Origin of the sequence: Pseudonocardia sp. EC080619-01 (genome assembly GCF_001420995.1) — a bacterium.
Taxonomy (GTDB): domain Bacteria; phylum Actinomycetota; class Actinomycetes; order Mycobacteriales; family Pseudonocardiaceae; genus Pseudonocardia.
The window spans coordinates 2777246-2795786 of the sequence record NZ_CP012184.1 but is presented as its reverse complement, the minus strand read 5'-3'; the positions used below and the strand labels follow the sequence as shown (position 1 = coordinate 2795786).

Here is an 18541-nt window from a genome sequence, read left to right as displayed (position 1 = left end):
GCGGGCACCTGCGGTCCGGTCGGCGGCCGACCGCCGTGCCCCGCTGCCGGCCCGCCCGGAGGGTACGGCGTCCGCGCCGGGGTCCAGCCGTGGGCGGGTGAACCCGGCCCGGCGGGGGGTGGGACGGGGAGGGGACCCGAACGCGGGCGCACGGGCGGCGGTCCGGCCGGTGGCCGGTTCCCGCCGGTGACGGGACGGGACCCCGGTCCCGTGGGCGGGCGGCCGCCGGCGTCGTCACCGGCCTGCAGTCCGTGCCGCGGGGACCGGGCCGGCGGGTCCGCCGGGCCGGGGATCTCGGGCGGGCGGCCCGCGGGTTCCGGGCCGTCGGCGTCGGAACGGGCGTGCCGGCGCGGCCCGCCCTGCGGGTCGTCGTCGGGCCGGAAACCCGGTGCGTGCCCGGTCGGGGCCGGGATGCCGGCGGGCGGCGGGCGGTGCCCGCGTCGTACGGCCGCGACGGCCTCGGCGAACTCGGCGCCGTCGGTGTAGCGCTGCTCGGGGTCCTTCACGAGCACCGTGGTGATCAGCTCGCGGATCCGCTCGGGGATCTCGTCGGGCAGCGGCGGCGGGTCGTCGCGGACCTGCATCATCGCGACGGCGACCGCGCTCTCGGCGCGGAACGGGCGCACCCCGGCCAGGCACTCGTAGCCGACCACGCCGAGGGAGTAGACGTCGCCCGACGGGCCGGCCTCGTCGCCCGAGGCCTGCTCCGGCGCGATGTAGTGCGCGGTGCCCATGACCATCCCGGACCGGGTGACCGGGACGGCGTCGGCGGCCTTGGCGATGCCGAAGTCGGTCAGCTTCACGACGCCGTCGGTGCGCAGCAGGATGTTGCCGGGCTTCACGTCGCGGTGCACGAAGCCGCGCTCGTGCGCCGCCTGCAACGCCCGCGCGGCCTGCTCGAGGATGTCGAGCGCCTCGTCGGACGGGATGGGCCCGCGCCCGATCCGGGTCGACAGCGGCTCGCCGCGGACGAGCTCCATCACCAGGTACGCGGTGCGCCCGCCACCGACGGGGCCGTCGTCCTCGCCGTAGTCGTGCACCGAGGCGATGCCGGCGTGGTCCAGCGACGCCACCGTGCGCGCCTCGATCCGGAACCGGTGCAGGAACTCCGGGTCGTCGGAGAGATCGGCCTTGAGCACCTTCACGGCGACGCTCCGCCCCAGACGGGTGTCGGAGGCCTCCCAGACCTCGCCCATCCCGCCGACCGCGATCCGCCGGTCCAGCTGGTAGCGCTCGGAGATCAGCTGCCCGGCCGCCAGCGCGCTCACGGGCCCGCCGGGGACCTGCGCCGTGCCGTTCCCGCGGCGTGTCCCCGCCTCACTGGGCGTCCCGGAGGGTCTCGGCGATCACGGCGCGGCCGATCGGTGCCGCGACCGAACCGCCGGTGGCCTCGGCGCCGCGGTCCCCGCCGCTCTCGACCAGCACCGCGACCGCGACCCGGGGGTTGTCGGCCGGGGCGAACGCCACGTACCAGGCGTGCGGCGGGGTGTTCTTCGGGTCGGTGCCGTGCTCGGCGGTGCCGGTCTTCGAGGCGATCTGGACGCCGGTGATCTTGCCGCCGCCCTGGGTCCGGTCCTCGGAGCCGATCATCAGGTCGGTCAGGGTGCGGGCGACGTCGCCGGGCATCGAGCGGGCCATCCGGTCCGGCTCGGTGGTGTCGACGACGTCGAGCGTCGCGCCCTGGATCTCCTTGATCAGGTGCGGGGCCATCGTCTGGCCGCCGTTGGCGATCGAGCCGCCGATCATTGCCAGCTGCATCGGGGTCAGCCGCACGTCGCGCTGGCCGATCGCGGACTGCTGGGTGGAGGGCACGTCGGACATCGGACCGACCTGCGACGCGGTGACGGGCATCGGGATCTGCAGGTCCGACCGGCCGATCCCGAACGCCTCGGCCTGCGCCCGGAGCTTGTCCGCCCCGAGCTCCTGGCCCAGCTGGGCGAACGCGGTGTTGCAGGAGCGGGCCAGCGCCTCGCGCAGCGACGCGGTGTCGCCGCCGCCGCACTGCGAGCCGTTGTAGTTCTCCAGCGTGGTCGTCGAGTCGGCCAGCTGGATGTTGCGGGCCGCGGTGAGCCTGCTCTCCGGGGTGTACCCGTTCTGCAGCGCGGCCGCGGTCGTGACCAGCTTGAACGTCGACCCGGGCGGCTCGATCTCGTTGATCGCGCGGTTGGTGAGCGGGTTGAGCTCGGCGTTGTTGTACTCGCGCCAGGCCGCCTGCTGCTCGGCCGCGTCCGGGGCGGCCAGCCGGTTCGGGTCGTACGACGGCGTCGAGGCCATCGCCAGGATGTTGCCGGTCTGCGGCTCCAGCGCGACGACGGCGCCGGTGTAGCCGCGCGACTGCAGGCCGTCGTAGGCGACCCGCTGCACGTCCGGGTCGACCGTGGTCACGACGTTCCCGCCCGCCGGGTCCCGGCCGGTGATCAGGTCGGACAGCCGGCGGACGAACAGCCGGTCGTCGGTGCCGTTCAGCACGTCGTCGGTGGACCGCTCGAGGGCGCCCTTGCCGTAGACGGTGGAGAGGAACCCGGTGATCGGCGCGAACGCCGGGCCCTCCGGGTACTGCCGGGCGTACCGCAGCCGGCCGTCGCTGTCGACGCTCTGCGCCAGGACCTGGCCGCCCGCGGTGATCTGGCCGCGCTGGCGGGAGTACTCGTCGATCTGCGAGCGCTGGTTGCGCGGGTCGTCGCGGTACTGGCCGGCCACGACGACCTGCACGTAGGTGATGTTCGCGAGCAGCGCCACGATCATGACCATCACGGCGAGGGCGACGCGGCGTACCGGGCGGTTCACGGGTCGCTCCTCTCCTGGGACGCGGGCGTGGGTGTGGTCGACGGGCGGGAGCTCTGCGGGCGCTGGACGAGCTCGGTGCTCGCCTCCGCGATCGGCGCCCGTTGCTGGGCGGGCCGCTTCGGCAGCGGCGCCCGTGCCACGTGCGAGATCCGCAGCAGGAGTGCGACGAGCACGTAGTTCGCCAGCAGCGACGACCCACCGTAGGACAGGAACGGCAGCGTCAGACCGGTCAGCGGGATCAGCTTGGTCACCCCGCCGATGACGACGAAGATCTGCAGCGCCACCGAGAACGCCAGCCCGGTCGCCAGCAGCTTGCCGTAGGAGTCGCGCACGGCCAGCGCCGAGCGGAGCCCGCGGGTGATCAGGACCAGGTAGACGACCAGGATCGCCGCCAGCCCGATCAGGCCGAGCTCCTCGCCGAGCGAGGAGAAGATGAAGTCGGACTCGGCGAAGGGCACGAGGTCCGGCCGGCCGGCACCCAGGCCGGTCCCGCCGACCCCGCCGGTGCCCAGCCCGAACAGTGCCTGGGCGAGCTGGAAGCCGCCGCCGTCGTAGTCCTCGAACGGGTCCAGCCAGATCTGCACGCGGACCCGCACGTGCCCGAACAGCTGGTAGGCGATCGACGCGCCGACGGCGAAGGCCGTCAGCCCGATCACCATCCAGGAGATCCGCTCGGTGGCCGTGTAGAGCAGGACCAGGACCAGCCCGAAGATCAGCAGCGAGCTGCCGAGGTCGCGGGAGAAGACCATGATGCCGATCGACAGGCCCCAGGCGGCGAGCAGCGGCGCCAGGTCGCGGGCGCGCGGCAGCTCCATGCCGAGGAACCGGCGGCCGGCCGTGGAGAGCAGGTTGCGCTTCTGGACCAGGTAGGCCGAGAAGAACACGATCAGCAGGATCTTGGCGAACTCGCCGGGCTGGATGCCCGGGCCGCCGGGGATCCGGATCCACAGCTTCGCGCCGTTGACCTCGGAGATCGACGACGGCAGCACGGCGGGCAGCGCGAGCAGCACCAGCCCGAGGAAGCCGGCCGTGTAGCCGTAGCGGGCGAGGGCGCGGTGGTCGCGCAGGAAGTACAGGACCAGCGCGAACAGCGCGAGCCCGGCCACCGTCCAGGTGATCTGGGCCGTGATGAGCCCGCTCGGGACCTCCCGGCCGAGCAGCTCCGCGCGTGCCGCCCTGGCCAGGTCCAGCCGGTGGATCATGACCAGGCCGATGCCGTTGAGCAGCGCCACCGACGGGAGGATCAGCGGGTCGGCGTAGGGCGCCAGCCACCGCACCGCGAGGTGCGCGCCGGCGAACAGCACCAGGTAGGCCAGCCCGACCAGGAGCAGGTCCGTGGTGAGCGACTGCTCCTGGTTCGCCTCGACCAGGACGAGTGCACCGGTCGTCAGCACCGCCGCCAGGCCGAGCATGACCAACTCGATCCCGCGGCCGGTGCCGGTCGTCGGCTCCGGCGCGCCGTTGCCCGCCGTCATCAGCTGTCGAGCCGGCAGTTGCGGCCCGGGTCCGGGGTCATGGTCGGCAGCGGTGTGGTGGTCACCGGGGGTCCGCCGGGCACGGCGGGCGGCGCGACCACGGGCGGCGCCGGGGGCGGGTTCAGCGTCGAGCACAGTGGCAGCATCTGCTCGCGCAGCCGGTCCACGGTGTCGCGGGCGCCGGTGTCGCCGTCGTCGGAGACGATCCCGCCGGCGACCTGGGTGCGCACCGACTGCGGGAGGTCGTCGAGGTCGATGTCGGAGCGCTCGGCGACCCGCTGCAGCGGGACCCCGAGCACGTTCCCGCGCACGCCCTGGTAGATCGCGACCTGGTTCTGGTCCACGCCCACGTAGTACTGCTGGAGCACCAGTGCCCGGGCGACGAAGACGCCGGCCACCAGCACCACGAGCACGCCGAGCAGCGCGAGCACGGGCCGCAGCCCGCGCCGGCGCCCGTCGGACCCGGTCCGGTCGGGTTCGAGCCGCACCGGCTCGGTGCGGGGCAGGGTGGTCGCCGCGGCCCGCTGCGCGGAGGTGTGCGGGGCACGCTCGTCGTGCCGGTAGTCGCCGTCGCCCGCGCGGGGGCTCCGCCCGGCCGACCCACCGATGATCGGCGCGTCGTCGGCGTAGTCCACGTCCACCACGTCCGCCACGATGCACGTGATGTTGTCGGGCCCGCCACCACGCAGCGCGAGCTCGATCAGCCGGTCGGCGCACTCGCGCGGGTCGGCGTAGTCCTCCAGCGTCTGCTGCAGGGTCTCGTCGCTGACCGGGCCGGAGAGCCCGTCCGAGCAGAGCAGGAAGCGGTCGCCGGCGCGGGACTCGCGGATCGACAGCGAGGGGTCGACGTCCTGCCCGGTGATGGCGCGCAGCAGCAGCGAGCGCTGCGGGTGCGTGTGCGCCTCCTCCTCGGTGATCCGCCCCTCGTCGATCAGCGACTGGACGAACGTGTCGTCCTTCGTGATCTGGGCGAACTCACCGCCGCGCAGCTGGTAGCACCGCGAGTCGCCGACGTGCACCATGCCCAGCCGCGACCCCGCGAAGAGGATGGCGGTCAGCGTGGTGCCCATGCCCTCGAGATCGGGGGCGTCGGCGACGTGCCGGGAGATCGCGTCGTTGCCCTCGTGGGTCGCGTCGCGGAGCTCGGCGAGCAGGTCGTCGCCGGGAACGTCGTCGTCGAGCGGGGCCAGTGCGGAGATCACCAGGGACGAGGCGACCTCGCCGGCGGCGTGCCCACCCATGCCGTCGGCGAGGGCGAGCAGTCGGGGGCCGGCGTAGACGGCGTCCTGGTTGTTCTGCCGGACCAGTCCGCGGTCACTGCGGGCCGAGTAGCGCAGCACCAGTGTCACGGGGCGGCTCCGGCTTCGGTCGGGGCACGTCGGGGCGATCCCGCGCCGCGGGACCGGTCGAGCGGCCGCGGCACCGGGGGAGCGGGCGGTCGCGGCGTGGTGGTCATGGTCGGTCCAGGGCCGTCACGATCGCAGCTCGATCACCGTCTTGCCGATGCGGACCGGCGTCCCCAACGGGACCCGGGTGGGCCCGGTGACCTTATTACGTTCGAGATAGGTGCCGTTCGTCGACCCGAGATCCTCGACGTACCACTCGTCTCCCTGCTGGGAGATGCGGGCGTGCCGGGTGGATGCGTAGTCGTCGTCGAGCTTGAGGGTGGAGTCGTCCGCGCGGCCGATGAGGATCGGCCGCGAGTCCAGGGTGATCCGGCTGCCGGTCAGCGGGCCCTGGGTGACGAGCAGCTGGCGGGCCACCTTCCCGCGGCCTGCGCCACGGGCACGGGGGGCCTTGCCTCCCGACCGGCCGGGCACGGCGCCCTTGAGCCCGGAGGCGGTGTAGAGGTCCGAGCGGACCACCTGCAGTGCGAGCAGGACGAACAGCCAGAGAAGGGCCAGAAAGCCACCTCTGGTCAGCTGCAGCACCAGTTCCGGCACTTCGCCTGCTCGCCCTTCTCGTCCGCCTGCACGGTCCGCCCACCCGGATCGGGGCCGGGCGGACGGACCGTCATGTCCCGTCCAGTCTGACCTGTCGCCCGAGCGGGCTCAGCCCTGGGTCCGGAACACCAGGCTGGAGTGACCCACGCGGATCACGTCGCCGTCGGTGAGCTGGCACGACTGCACCGGCGAGTTGTTCACCGTGGTGCCGTTGGTCGAGCCCAGGTCGTTCAGGGTCGCGACCTGGCCGTCCCAGGTGACCTCGAGGTGCCGGCGGGAGACGCCGGTGTCCGGGAGGCGGAACTGGGAGTCCTGACCGCGGCCGATGACGTGGGTGCCCTCGACCAGCTGGTAGTTGCGGTTCGACCCGTCGTCCAGGATCAGCATCGCGGTGAGCTGCACCGGTGCGCCCCAGCCGCCCTGGCCGCCGTAACCCTGGCCGTCGTAGCCCTGGTCGTACCCGCCCTGGGGCTGGCCGTAGCCCTGCGGCTGGCCGTAACCCTGGGGCTGGCCGTAGCCGTCGTAGCCCTGGTCGTAGCCCTGCTGCGGGTACCCGCCGGGCTGGGCGTAGCCCTGCGGCTGGCCGTAGCCCTGGGGCTGGCCGTAGCCGTCGTAGCCCTGGTCGTAGCCCTGCTGCGGGTAGCCGGGCTGCTGCTGCGGGTATCCGCCGTAGCCCTGGTTCGGGTCCGCGTAGCCCTGCTGCGGCTGGCCGTAGCCCTGCGGCGGCTGCCCGTAGGCGGGCTGGCCGTACTGGTCGTAGCCCTGGGGCTGCGCGTAGCCGCCCTGGGGCTGGCCGTACTGGTCGTAGCCCTGGGGCTGTCCGTACCCGCCCTGCGGCTGGCCGTACTGGTCGTACCCGCCCTGCTGCTGGCCGTAGCCCTGCTGACCCTGCTCCTGGTCGTACCCCGGAGGCGCGTAGGTCTGCTGGCCGTACCCGCCGGGGGCGCCACGGTCGTACCCGTACTGCCCGTTCTCCTCGGGGTGGCCCGGTTGCTGGCTCATGGGTGCTTCTCCTGCGGTGCGTGCTCTGGTGGCGGCCCGACGGGAAGCGTCGGGATCGACAGCGGAGCGGGTGCGGAATTGTCCCGTGTGCAGCGCCTCGGAGCGCTCCAGGAAGACTACGACCTCACCGTAGGTGTCCCAGCCCTGGTCGGTGAGTTCCTTCGCCACGTGCGACGAGAGGGATCGGACGACCCCGTCCTCGTCGCCCGCCATCCGGTCGAGATCGCTGGGACTGAGCAGAACGGTGTACCGGTTGGGCGCCAACAGGCGACCTCCGGCGAGCTGCTCGACGTGGTCCTCGGCTTCCCTCAGCAGTGCCTGTGCGACTTCCTGTGGGACGACACTGCCTCCGAAGACCCGCGCGAAGGCGTCGCCCACGAACCCCTGCAATCGGCGCTCGAAGCGATCCACGCGGCCCAAATGATCTCCTCCGTCCGCATCGGCGTGTCGGTGATGTGCGACCGATGGTATCTGTGCTAACCCGCGGCCCCGGCGGCGCCCGACCGAACGGCCCACGCCGTCGCCGTCCGCTGGTCACCCGTGCCCTCTCCGATCTACCCGTCCGGCCGGTCCCGCGCACCCCCCGGCACCGGCCGGCGGCCGGCGGGGACCCCCCCTGCGAACGGGTCCGCGGCGGGGTGCTAACTTTCTTCCTGTCGCTCCGGGCGAGTGGCGGAATGGCAGACGCGCACGGTTCAGGTCCGTGTGTCCGAAAGGACGTGAGGGTTCAACTCCCTCCTCGCCCACCACAACTTCTCACCTCCGGTGGAGATTCTTCCTCCCCGAGGGTCACCGTCGCCATCGCGCGATCGGTATCCATTGTCACCCGTTCCGGTGTGGCGCACGCATGTCGGTCACCGTCCGGCGCCTAGCGGTCACGTACAGCGGGACGCTCCGGATGGTCGGCCATCGCGAGCACGTCCGCGTACGCGCCGGGATCGCCCTCCTCCTCGTACCGGGTGTAGGCGGCCGCGGTCCAGGCGAGATCCGGCGACAGCCGGCGCTCCAGGGCGGCCCGTCCCATCCGCAGGTGGACCGTCAGATCAGCGGGGAGGCCTCGTCCCAGCAGCCGGCCACCGCCGAGCAGGACGACACCGCTTGCGCCGAGCGGTACCGGTTCGTCGCGGAACGCGCGGTCCCGGTGCACGTCCCGCAGCCGGGGCAGCACCGATCCGCTGCCTTCCGGGGCGATCGGCCCCAGCACCTCGCGGCGCAGGGCCGGCTCGTCCAGCCACCCGTCGAGGAACATGGCGGGATCGGTCCGGCCGAACTCCAGGCGGACCGATGCGGGCCGCAGGAAGTCGTCGGCGTCGACGGCGAGCGCGTCCCGGCCCCGGTCCCGGAGCAGGCCGGCGACGACGCGTGCCAGCTCGACCGGCCCGGTGGGCGGAGGGCCGTCGACGACGACCCGCAGCCGTCCGGGCACGGCGGTGATCCGCTCCGCGAGGTGGGCGGCGAGCCCGTCGCGGTCCGTCGGCCGGAACCCACCCGCCACGCGTCCTCCGTCCGCTGGTGCCCGTCGTGTCCGGCGGCGACACTAGGCGGGTGGCGGGTGAGGACGGCACCGGTGTCCCCGGCGGAACGGCCGGCACCGCGCTGCGGCGTGCGCTGCGGGTGCTGGAGTCCGTCGCCGAGATCGGCGACGGGGTGACCGCGAAGGCGCTCGCCCGCCGCCTCGACCTGCCCCTCCCGACGACGTACCGGGTGCTCGGCACGCTCGTCGAGGAGGGCTACCTCGTCCGGCTGCACGCGGTGCGCGGCTACGGCCTCGGTTACCGGGTCGTCGGGCTCTACCGCGGGATGACCGACCGGATCGTGCCGCCGGCGCCTGCCCGGGAGATCCTCGCCGACCTGCACGTCCGGGTCGGGGCGGCCGCCGTGCTGGCCGTGCTGCGGGCGGGCGACGTCGTGGTCGCGCACAGCGAGACGTGCGCCGCGCACCCCGGACCGGGGGCGATGCCGGGCGAGCCCGTCCCCGCGCACGCCACCGCACCCGGGAAGGCACTGCTCGCGGGGCTGGACGCCGGACGGCTCGCGGAGGTGCTCGGCGCCGGCCCGCTCGGCGCGCTGACCCCGCACACGCTGACCGACCGCAGGCTCCTCGACCGGGACCTGCTGCGGGTGCGCTCGGCGGGCGTCGCCGTGGAGGTCGAGGAGCACGCCCGTGGCCGGGCCGGGCTGGCCGTCGCGGTCCCGTCCGGGGACGGCACGGCGGCGCTCGGTGTGGTCGTCAGCCGGGCGGACTTCGCCGGCCGGCGGTGGCAGCTGGAGCAGGCCGTCCGGGAGGCGGCCGGTCCGCTGGCCCGCCACCTCGCTGCCGCGACGCCCCTCGCCGCGCCGGGCTGAGCGGCCCCGGACCGCACTGCCGGGGTGCCCGCCCGCGCCGGTCCCGCCAGGATGGCCGGATGGCTGATGGGGTCCGCTACGAGCGGGACGGGCACGTCGTGACGATCACCTACGACCGGCCGGAGAAGCGCAACGCGATCGACGGCGACATGCGCCGCTCGATCAACGCGGCCTGGGACCGGTTCCGCACCGACGACGACGCGTGGGTGGCGATCGTGACCGGCGCGGGGCAGGCGTTCTGCGCCGGGGCGGACCTGCGCTCGACCACCGGCAACCCGGCCGGCGACTTCCCCGGGAGCTTCTGGGAACGCCCGACCGTGAACTCGCTGGAGAGCGGCTGGGAGATCTTCAAGCCGATCGTCGCTGCGGTGAACGGCGCCGCCGTCGGCTACGGGGTCACCCTGCTGACCTGGTGCGACTTCGTCATCGCTGCGGAGGAGGCGACGTTCTGCTTCCCCGAGGTGCGGCTCGGCGTGCCGACGATCGTCGGCGCACTGCGGCTGCCCAGGATGATCGACCGGCAGGCCGCGATGGAGCTGCTGATGACGGGGGAGACGATCGACGCCCACCGGGCGCGGGAGATCGGGCTGGCCGGCCGCGTCGTCCCCGGGGAGTCCCTGATGGAGGAGGCGCGCGGCCTGGCGGAGCGGCTCACCGCGGGTGCCCCGCTCGCCCAGCGCGCGATCAAGGAGATGGCGGTGCGGGGGCCCGAGATGGGCACGACGGAGGCCATCCGGTTCGGCGAGACGATGCGCCGGGTCGTGGGCGCCACCGAGGACGCGGCGGAGGGAGCGGCGGCGGCGCGGGAGCGGCGGGCGCCGGTCTGGCGGGCCCGCTGACGTTCCGCCCTCCGGAAGCGCGGTCGGCGGACATGCACGCGCGGCGATACCTTCGGGCGCATGCCGGAGACAGCGCAGTCCGAACTCGTCCGCACGGTCCCGCCGTTCCGCGCCGACCACGTCGGCAGCCTGCTGCGGCCGCCGGCCCTGCTCGCCGCCCGGGAGCGGCACGCCGCCGGTGAGCTCGACGCCGCCGGTCTGCGTGCCGCCGAGGACTCCGCGATCGCCGACGTCGTCGCGCTGCAGGAGTCGGTCGGTCTCCGCTCCGCGACCGACGGCGAGTTCCGCCGCACGTCGTGGCACATGGACTTCATCTACGCCCTCGGCGGCGTCTCCCGGACCTCCGGGAAGGTCGAGGTGGCGATGCGCAATGCCACCGGGCAGAACAACTTCACCTCGGCCGGGATGGCGGTCGACGGGAAGGTGGGGCTCGACGAGCCGATCTTCGGCACCGCCTTCGACTTCCTCGCGTCGCAGGTCACCACGGCGACGCCGAAACTGACTATCCCCTCGCCGAGCATGGTCTACGCCCGTGGCGGCCGGGCCGTGATCTCCTCCGACGTCTACCCCGACATCGAGGAGTTCTGGGCGGACCTCTCCGGTGCCTACGCCCACCAGCTCGCCGCGATGTACGACCGCGGCTGCCGCTACCTGCAGCTCGACGACACCGCGCTGGCCTACCTCAACGACCCGGCGCACCGCGAGCAGCTGGCGGAGAAGGGCGACGACCCGGACACCCAGCACCTGCGCTACATCCGCCAGATCAACGCGGCGATCGCCGGCCGTCCCGCGGACCTGGCCGTCACCACGCACATGTGCCGCGGGAACTACCGGTCGTCCTGGGCGGCCGAGGGCGGCTACGACCACGTCGCCGAGGCACTGTTCGGCGGGCTGGAGGTCGACGGCTTCTTCTGCGAGTTCGACGACGAGCGCTCCGGCACGTTCGCGCCGCTGCGGTTCGTCCCGGCCGGCAAGCAGGTGGTGCTGGGGCTGGTGACGACCAAGACCGGTGCCCTGGAGGACCCGGACGTGCTGAAGCGGCGGATCGATGAGGCCGCCCGGTACGTGCCGCTGGACCAGCTCTGCCTGTCCCCGCAGTGCGGCTTCTCCTCCACCGTCGAGGGCAACGAGCTCACCGTCGACGACCAGCGGCGGAAGCTGGAGTTGATCGTCTCGGTCGCGGAGGACCTCTGGGGACGCTGAGACCTCCCCGCACGACCCCGGCCGGGCACATACTCGTCGGGTGGCCTACGACGAGGGGCTCGCCGCCCGCATCCGCACCCTGCTCGCGGACGAGCCCGGGCTCACCGAGCGGCGCATGTTCGGCGGCCTCGCCTTCCTGCTCGACGGCCACATGGCCGTCGCCGCCAGCGGGAGCGGCGGCCTGATGGTGCGGGTGGACCCGGCGCGGTCCGCCGAGCTGCTGACCCGCCGCGGGGCCTCGCGCATGGTGATGAGCGGCCGCGAGACGGCCGGCTGGCTGCGGGTGGCGGGCGAGCCGGACGTCGACGACCTCGACGGCCCGGAGCTGGCCGGATGGGTGGCGGAGGGCGCCGGGTTCGTGCGGACCCTGCCGCCGAAGTGAGATCCTCTCCGGTGTGAGCACCGCTGCCGCCGCCTCCCCGTTGCACGACCGTGTGCTGGCGGGCGCGGGCCCCGGCGCCCGGCTGCTCGACGTCGGCTGCGGCGCCGGCGGCCTGCTCGCCCGCGCCGCGGGCGACGGCCTCGTCGTGTCCGGCGTGGACGTCGAGCGGCGGGCCCTCGCGATGGCGGAGCGGGGCGCGCCGTCGGCCGCGCTGACCGTCGCCGACGCGCACGAGCTCCCGTTCGACGACGACGCGTTCGACCTGGTCACCCTGGTCCAGGTGCTCGAGCACCTGACGAACCCGGTGCAGGCGCTCCGGGAGGCCGGGCGGGTGTGCGCACCCGGCGGGACGGTGCGGGCCACCGTCTGGGGCACCCCCGACGAGTGCGACGCGGCGGTGATCGGTGCGGCGCTCGCTCCGCTCACCGACGCGGCCCCCGCACCCCGCCAGGATCGGCCGCCCGGCCCGGACCGCAGCGGCACCGGGGCCCCGCCGCTGACCGACCCGGAGCGGCTGGCGAGGCTCGCCGGCCTCGCCGGGCTCGCGGTGCGGGAGATCGGCGTCGTCCGGGTGCCGGCGGACCACCCGGACGCCGACGACCTCGTCGCCGGGGTCCTGGAGTCCGGCCCGGGCCGGCACGCGGCCCGCTCGGCGGGACCGGCGGCCGTCCGGACGGCGCTGCTGGACGCCCTGGAGCCGTTCCGGGCCGGTGACGGCTACCGGCTCGTCGACACCGTGCGCGTCCTCGACGCCACCCCGGAACGCACGTGAGCCGTGCCCCCGGCGAGAGGAGCACGGCTCACGTGGTGCGGGGCCGGCAGGGTCCGGCCCGTCCTCACCCGCCTGCCGCGGCGGGTTCCCGCTGCTCGTAACGGATCTTGAGCAGCGACTTGCAGTACTCCCCGTTGGTCTCGATCCCGACCCGCTGCAGCCGCGCCCGGCGCAGGTGGAGCGGGACCTGTTCGACCTGTACGGGTGAGCCGTCCGGATGCACCAGCAGCGGCGCGTCGTCCCCGGCGGGCAGGCCGATGGCCTCCCGGCGGCGACGCATCCGGGCGAGCTCGTCGGTGTCGGCGTCGGTGCCGGTGAGCGCGCCGAGCGTGAGCGCGGCGAGCTCCTCCGGTCCGCGACCGGCGTCGACCAGCGGCCGGGCCACCCGGTCCTGCCCGGCCAGCGCGGCCTTGGACAGGAACGTGTGGCGCAGCTCGTCCAGCTCCGCCGCGGCCTCGCCGTTCAGCGAGCCCTCGAAGGACTTCACGAACCCGGCGTGCGCCGCGACCCCTCCGTTGATCTCGTCGGAGGCGTGGTGGTCGGCCAGCGTCACCTGCGCCCTGCTCACCCCGGGGACGGCCGTCACCGCGTCGTAGGCGTCGGCGACCATCAGGAACGAGAAGTTCGGGGCGCAGAAGAACGTCGGCAGCCGCAGGCCCACCGTGACCTCACCGGTGGGGGAGACGGTGCACGACTCGACGAAGTCGAGGTCCGTGATCGGCTCGTCCAGTTCCGGATCGAGCACCGTCCCCAGCGCGGACCACACGGCCTGCCGGACGGTGCTGTCGACAGGCCCGGGCGTCACTGTCCCGCGACCAGCTGCTCGCCCGGGGCGTCCTGCAGCTTGAGCTCGTCCGGCACCGGGATGTCGTAGAGCCGGGCGGCGTTCAGGCCGAGGATCTTCTTCTTGCTCGCGGTGGTGAGGCGCGGGTAGTCGGCGAACTGGTCGTCGTCCGGCATCTGCCAGTCGACGAGGCCCTCGACCTGCCACTTCGGCGTCCAGATGTTGTAGTCGCCGCCGAAGAGCATCTTGTCCTCGCCGACCCAGAACAGCAGCTCGCCCATCACCTTGGCGAAGAACTTCGGGCGGGCGTGCATCAGGCCGCCGACGACGACGGACAGGCCGGCGTAGACGTTGGGCTCCTGCACCGCCATGAAGCAGAAGTCCTCGATGCGCGGCAGGCCGACGTGCTCGACGATGAAGTTGAGGCCCTGGAAGTCGGTGGCCGCGTGGTCGACGTCGGCGACGTCGAACGCGTCCTTGTCCAGCGGCCAGATCGTCGGGCCCTTGTGCACGTGGACGTTCTTCACGCCCAGGTCCTGCGCCGCCTGCAGGAAGCGGTACGCCTCGGGGTCGGTCAGCTTGTAGCCGCGGGAGTCGCCGTTCCACTCCGCGGTGTACAGCTTCACGCCCTTGAAGTGGTACTTCTCCATGTCCGCCTCGAGCTGGCGGAGCCCGGCGTCGCCCTCGCGCGGGTCGAAGCGGCCGTTGACGATGACCCGGTCGCCGAACCGCTCCAGCAGCTCCGCGTTCTGGTCGATCGTGTTGAAGCCGTTCTTGTACCACTCCTTCAGGTACGTCGACTGGAAGATCGCGTAGTCGACGTGGCCCTCGATGAACATGTCCCGCTCGAAGTCGTCGGCGGAGACCTTGAGGTAGTGCTCCCAGTCCCAGTGCGTCTCGGGCGGGCCGAGCTGGTGGTAGCCGTAGAAGCAGTCGATCCAGCCCTTGGCGTACTGCTCGCGACCCTCGACCCAGTTCTCCCGGGACGCGTCCCAGAAGTGCGAGTGGGAGTCGACGACGAAGTACTTCTCGCCATCCTTCTCGTACATGTGGTTCCTCCTGCGTCAGCTGCTCTGCTGATCGGTGGTGGATCAGGATTTCCGTACGTACGTCCTGGACGGACGTATGAATCGGGGGTCAGGGAACGAGGATCGCCCGGCCGCGGACCTTGCCCGCGTCGAGGTCGTGCAGGGCGTCGAGCGCCCGGTCCAGCGGGTACTGCACGGTGTGCAGGGTGACCTTCCCGGCCTGCGCCAGGACCATCAGCTCGGCCAGGTCGTTGTAGGTGCCGACGATGTTGCCGATGACGTTCTTCTCGCCGGCGACGAAGTCCAGCGTCGGGGCCTTGAACTCGCCGCCGTAGCCGAGCATGAACTGGTAGCCGGCCGGACCGGTCATCGCCCAGGCGTCGAGCTCGGCGCCCTGCTCGGCGACGAAGTCGAAGGTGACGGTGGCGCCGCCGCCGGTGATCTCCTGGACCGCCTCGACGTGGTTGCCGTCGGCGACGACCGTCTCGTCCGCCCCGATCTTCTTCGCCAGGTCCAGCGCGGCCGGGTTCTTGTCGACGACGATGATCTTCGTCGCGGTCAGCGCGGCGAGCGCCTGGATGCCGATGTGCCCGAGCCCGCCCGCGCCCTGCACGACGGCGGTGGTGCCCGGGTAGAGGAACGGCACCGACTTGCGGACCGCGTGGTAGGCGGTGATGCCGGCGTCGGCGAGCGCGGCGACGTCGGCCGGGTTGGTGTCCGGGTTCAGCTTCACGCACGCCCGGGCGGTGGTGCGCAGGTACTCGGCCATGCCGCCGTCGTTGTTCGACAGGCCGGGGAAGAAGGCGTCGCCGGTGCACTGCATGTCCCGCCCGTAGCGGCACATAGTGCACAGCCCGCACGACGGCTGCGGGTGCAGGATGACGGTGTCGCCGACCTTGACGTTCGTGACGCCGTCGCCGACGGCGTGCACCCACCCGGCGTTCTCGTGCCCGATCACGTAGGGCAGGTCCGGGTTCTGGATGTCGGCCCAGTCGCCGTCGATGATGTGCAGGTCGGTCCGGCAGACACCGGCACCGCCGACCTTGACGATGACGTCGAGCGGTCCCTGGATCGTCGGCTCGGGGATGTCCTCGAGCTGGGGGTCCTGCTTGTACGCGTGCACCCGCACGGCCTTCACGGGGTACCTCCTGGCGTCGGACGCGCGGCGGTGCGCGTCGATCGTGGTGGGACTCGCGGTCGTTGCTGTGGGAGCGGCGCCGACGTGACCGTGATCGCGTTGTGCCGCCTGTCACATCGATCAGAACCCCACCGCGGACCGCGGACAAGGGGATCCTTTCTCGCCCAGCGATACGACGGACGAATCGGGCGGCTACCAGAACCGGTTACCGACGAGTAGCCTCCGGGTCATGGCTGACGACGCGAGCTGGGTGGCCGGGGCGATGACGCAGGCCGTGCCGTGGGTGGGCACGGCAGGGATCACCTTCGGCGAGATCACCACCGAACGGGTGGAGGCGTTCCTCCCCGATCGCTCCGACCAGCACAACCATGTCGGCGGCCCGCACGCCGCGGTCATGTTCGGGCTGGGGGAGACCGCCTCGGGCGCGGTGGGGCTCGCGGCCTTCGCCTCGGCGGGCGACCGGGCCGTCCCGCTCGTCGTCCGCTCCGAGATCCGCTACCTGAAGCTGGCCAAGGGCGACCTGCGGGCGGAGGCGGTCCTGACCCGTCCGGCGGGTGAGGTCCTCGCCGAGCTCGACGGCGGCACCCGGCCGGAGTTCTCGGTCGACGTCACGATCACCGACGCCGACGGCGTGCAGACCGGCGCGATGACGATCGTCTGGACGCTGAAGCCGAACCGCCGGTAGGTCCCGCGCGCGACGTGCGGTCCGGGCCTAGCCTCGGACCATGGACGTGGTGATCGCCGGAGGACACGGGAAGATCGCGATGCGGCTGGCCGCGCTGCTCGCGGGCAACGGGCACACGGTCCGCTCGATCGTGCGCAACCCCGACCACACCGACGAGGTGGCGGCGACCGGCGCCCGGCCGGTCGTGGCCGACCTGGAGTCGGCGACCGCGGACGAGCTCGCCGTGCAGCTGAGGGGCGCCGGCGCGGTCGTGTTCGCGGCGGGCGCCGGGCCGGGCAGCACGGCGGCCCGCAAGGAGACCGTCGACCGCGACGGCGCGACGCTGCTCGCCGACGCGGCCGCGGCCGCCGGGATCCGCCGCTACCTGCTGGTCTCCTCGACCGGGGTGGACGCCGAGCCGGATCCGGAGCGCGGCGAGGTCTGGGCCGCCTACATCCGGGCGAAGAAGGCCGCCGAGGAGGCGATCCGCGCCGACGACCGGCTCGACGCGACGATCCTCCGTCCCGGCAGGCTCACCGACGACCCCGGGACCGGCGCGGTGCTGCTGGCGCCGCCGCCGGTCGACCGCGACGACGTGACCCGTGACGACACCGCCGCCGTACTGGCGGCGCTGCTGACCGCGGACCACACGATCGGGTCGACCCTGGAGCTCCGCGAGGGCGACGTCGAACTCGCGCAGGCGGTCGCCGCACTCCAGGGGTGATAACCCGGCGACGGCGGGGAATGCTGGTGGCATGAGTCACGAGTACGACGTCGTCGTCATCGGAGCAGGGCCGGTCGGCGAGAACGCCGCCGGTTACGCGGTCGACGCGGGACTCTCCGCGGCGATCGTGGAGGCCGAGCTGCTCGGCGGGGAGTGCTCCTACTGGGCGTGCATCCCGTCGAAGGCGCTGCTGCGCACCCCGCAGGCGGTCGCGGACGCCCGGCGGCTGCCCGGCGTCACCGCGGACTTCGACCCGGCCGCCGTGCTGGAGCGGCGGACGTCCTTCACCTCGAACTGGGACGACACCGGGCAGGTCGAGTGGGCCGAGGGTGCCGGGGCGGCGGTGCTGCGCGGCCGCGGCCGCCTGGCCGGGGAGCGGACCGTCGTCGTCACCGGCGCCGACGGGACGGAGACGACCGTGACGGCCCGCCGCGCGGTGGTGCTCGCGACCGGCAGCGTGCCGGTGACGCCGCCGGTGCCCGGCCTCGACACGGTCGAGTACTGGGGTTCCCGGGGCGCGACCTCGGCGAAGGAGATCCCGCCCCGGTTCGGCGTGCTCGGCGGCGGGGTCGTCGGGTGCGAGATGGCGCTCGCCTTCGCCCGGCTCGGGTCACGGGTGACGCTGGTCAACCACGGACCGCGGGTGCTGCCGAACGCCGAGCCCGTCGCGTCCGAGCGGGTCGCCGACGGGCTGCGGGAGGCCGGGGTCGACGTCCGCCTCGACACCGGGCTCGACCGCGTCGAGGCCGCGGGCGACGCGACCCGCCTGCACCTCGGCGGGGAGGTGGTCGAGGTGGACCGGCTGCTGGTGGCGACCGGGCGCCGTCCGGCGTCGGACGGGCTCGGCCTCGACACCGTCGGGGTGACGACGACCGGGCGCGGCGCCGTCCCGGTCGACGACTCCGGCCTCGTCGACGGTGGCGGGGACTGGCTCTACGCGGTCGGGGACGTCAACGGCCGGGCACCGCTCACCCACCAGGGCAAGTACCAGGCGCGGATCGCCGCGCACGCGATCGCCGCCCGGGCCGCAGGCCGCGGGCTCGACGACGGCGCCTGGGGCGAGGACGCCGCGACGGCCGACGACCACGCCGTGCCCCAGGTGGTGTTCACCGATCCCGAGGTCGCCTGGGTCGGCCGGACCGCCGACGCCGCCCGGCGGGACGGCCTGGACGTGCGGGTCGTCGACATGGACATCGCCGTCGCCGGGTCGTCGCTCACCGCCGACGACTGGGCCGGTCGCGTGGTCGCGGTCGTCGACACCCGCCGGGAGGTGCTGATCGGGGTGACCTTCGTCGGACCCGGTGTGGCGGAGCTGCTGCACGGGGCGACGATCGCCGTCGTCGGCGAGGTCCCGCTGGCCCGGCTGTGGCACGCGGTACCCGCGTTCCCCACGGTCAGCGAGGTGTGGCTGCGGCTGCTGGAGACCTACCGCGCGGGCTGAGCGACGGGCGCCG

General features: G+C 73.6%; 17 protein-coding genes, 1 tRNA gene and 1 pseudogene. 9 read left to right on the top strand and 10 right to left on the bottom strand.

All coding sequences use genetic code 11. The features are described 5' to 3' along the window. Positions 1-80: 80 nt before the first annotated feature. From AD017_RS36255 to AD017_RS13075, 6 genes and pseudogenes are all read right to left on the bottom strand, one after another. Positions 81-1259: pseudogene (locus AD017_RS36255) on the bottom strand (protein kinase); the annotation flags it as partial. 58 nt (positions 1260-1317) lie between these two features. Continuing rightward, entirely contained in the window at positions 1318-2787 is a 1470-nt protein-coding gene (locus AD017_RS13095; protein ID WP_060574395.1) for a penicillin-binding protein 2, read from the bottom strand. Then, entirely contained in the window at positions 2784-4262 is a 1479-nt protein-coding gene (locus tag AD017_RS13090; RefSeq protein ID WP_060574394.1) for an FtsW/RodA/SpoVE family cell cycle protein, read from the bottom strand. The genes AD017_RS13095 and AD017_RS13090 overlap by 4 nt, the downstream gene beginning before the upstream one ends. Beyond that, positions 4262-5611 carry a PP2C family serine/threonine-protein phosphatase gene (locus tag AD017_RS13085; protein WP_060574393.1) on the bottom strand — a complete coding sequence of 450 codons (1350 nt, stop codon included), beginning with the start codon at positions 5609-5611 and terminating at the stop codon, positions 4262-4264. Before AD017_RS13085 ends, AD017_RS13090 begins: the two co-directional genes overlap by 1 nt. A 123-nt stretch (positions 5612-5734) precedes the next feature. Next, the gene (locus AD017_RS13080; protein ID WP_010231234.1) at positions 5735-6205 is read right to left on the bottom strand and encodes an FHA domain-containing protein; all 471 of its coding nucleotides are present in this window, start codon (positions 6203-6205) and stop codon (positions 5735-5737) included. Between the two features lie 108 nt (positions 6206-6313). Then, positions 6314-7627: a DUF3662 and FHA domain-containing protein gene (locus AD017_RS13075; RefSeq protein ID WP_029239590.1), complete on the bottom strand. Its 1314-nt coding sequence runs from the start codon at positions 7625-7627 to the stop codon at positions 6314-6316. 243 nt (positions 7628-7870) lie between these two features. Here AD017_RS13075 and AD017_RS13070 point away from each other — a divergent pair. After that, positions 7871-7956: transfer RNA gene (locus AD017_RS13070), tRNA-Leu, on the top strand. Between the two features lie 119 nt (positions 7957-8075). On the opposite strand, the gene AD017_RS13065 is transcribed toward AD017_RS13070, so the two are convergent. Beyond that, positions 8076-8702, bottom strand: a complete 627-nt coding sequence (locus tag AD017_RS13065; RefSeq protein WP_060574392.1) for a uridine kinase — start codon at positions 8700-8702, stop codon at positions 8076-8078. Between the two features lie 50 nt (positions 8703-8752). Between AD017_RS13065 and AD017_RS13060 the strand changes: the two genes are divergently transcribed. From AD017_RS13060 to AD017_RS13040, 5 genes are read left to right on the top strand one after another with little or no spacing between them, the layout of a single operon-like run. Next, positions 8753-9553, top strand: coding sequence for an IclR family transcriptional regulator (locus tag AD017_RS13060; protein ID WP_060574391.1), 801 nt, complete (start codon positions 8753-8755; stop codon positions 9551-9553). A 59-nt stretch (positions 9554-9612) separates the two neighbouring features. After that, positions 9613-10392 carry an enoyl-CoA hydratase/isomerase family protein gene (locus tag AD017_RS13055; protein WP_010231249.1) on the top strand — a complete coding sequence of 260 codons (780 nt, stop codon included), beginning with the start codon at positions 9613-9615 and terminating at the stop codon, positions 10390-10392. A gap of 60 nt (positions 10393-10452) precedes the next feature. Continuing rightward, a complete protein-coding gene (locus AD017_RS13050; RefSeq protein ID WP_060574390.1) occupies positions 10453-11595 on the top strand; it encodes a 5-methyltetrahydropteroyltriglutamate--homocysteine S-methyltransferase in 1143 nt (380 codons plus the stop codon). 40 nt (positions 11596-11635) lie between these two features. Further along, positions 11636-11977: a TfoX/Sxy family protein gene (locus AD017_RS13045; protein ID WP_060574389.1), complete on the top strand. Its 342-nt coding sequence runs from the start codon at positions 11636-11638 to the stop codon at positions 11975-11977. Positions 11978-11990: 13 nt separating this feature from the next. Next, positions 11991-12749 (top strand): class I SAM-dependent methyltransferase, encoded by a 759-nt coding sequence (locus AD017_RS13040; protein WP_060574388.1) that lies wholly within the window; start codon positions 11991-11993, stop codon positions 12747-12749. A gap of 64 nt (positions 12750-12813) precedes the next feature. On the opposite strand, the gene AD017_RS13035 is transcribed toward AD017_RS13040, so the two are convergent. From AD017_RS13035 to AD017_RS13025, 3 genes are all read right to left on the bottom strand, one after another. After that, entirely contained in the window at positions 12814-13554 is a 741-nt protein-coding gene (locus AD017_RS13035) for an iron-sulfur cluster assembly protein (protein ID WP_010231259.1), read from the bottom strand. Continuing rightward, positions 13551-14582 carry an amidohydrolase family protein gene (locus tag AD017_RS13030; RefSeq protein WP_010231261.1) on the bottom strand — a complete coding sequence of 344 codons (1032 nt, stop codon included), beginning with the start codon at positions 14580-14582 and terminating at the stop codon, positions 13551-13553. The genes AD017_RS13035 and AD017_RS13030 overlap by 4 nt, the downstream gene beginning before the upstream one ends. 88 nt (positions 14583-14670) lie before the next feature. Further along, complete coding sequence (locus tag AD017_RS13025; protein ID WP_060574387.1) at positions 14671-15699, bottom strand: NAD(P)-dependent alcohol dehydrogenase; 1029 nt, start codon at positions 15697-15699, stop codon at positions 14671-14673. Positions 15700-15928: 229 nt separating this feature from the next. Here AD017_RS13025 and AD017_RS13020 point away from each other — a divergent pair, with 229 nt between their 5' ends. The 3 genes from AD017_RS13020 to AD017_RS13010 are packed head-to-tail and all read left to right on the top strand — an operon-like array spanning position 15929 to position 18528. Further along, positions 15929-16384, top strand: a complete 456-nt coding sequence (locus AD017_RS13020; protein ID WP_010231265.1) for a DUF4442 domain-containing protein — start codon at positions 15929-15931, stop codon at positions 16382-16384. Between the two features lie 40 nt (positions 16385-16424). Next, positions 16425-17087 (top strand): NAD(P)H-binding protein, encoded by a 663-nt coding sequence (locus AD017_RS13015; protein WP_010231266.1) that lies wholly within the window; start codon positions 16425-16427, stop codon positions 17085-17087. A 31-nt stretch (positions 17088-17118) separates the two neighbouring features. Next, on the top strand, positions 17119-18528 hold the full coding sequence (locus AD017_RS13010; protein WP_060574386.1) for an NAD(P)/FAD-dependent oxidoreductase: 1410 nt from the start codon (positions 17119-17121) through the stop codon (positions 18526-18528). Positions 18529-18541: the final 13 nt, after the last annotated feature.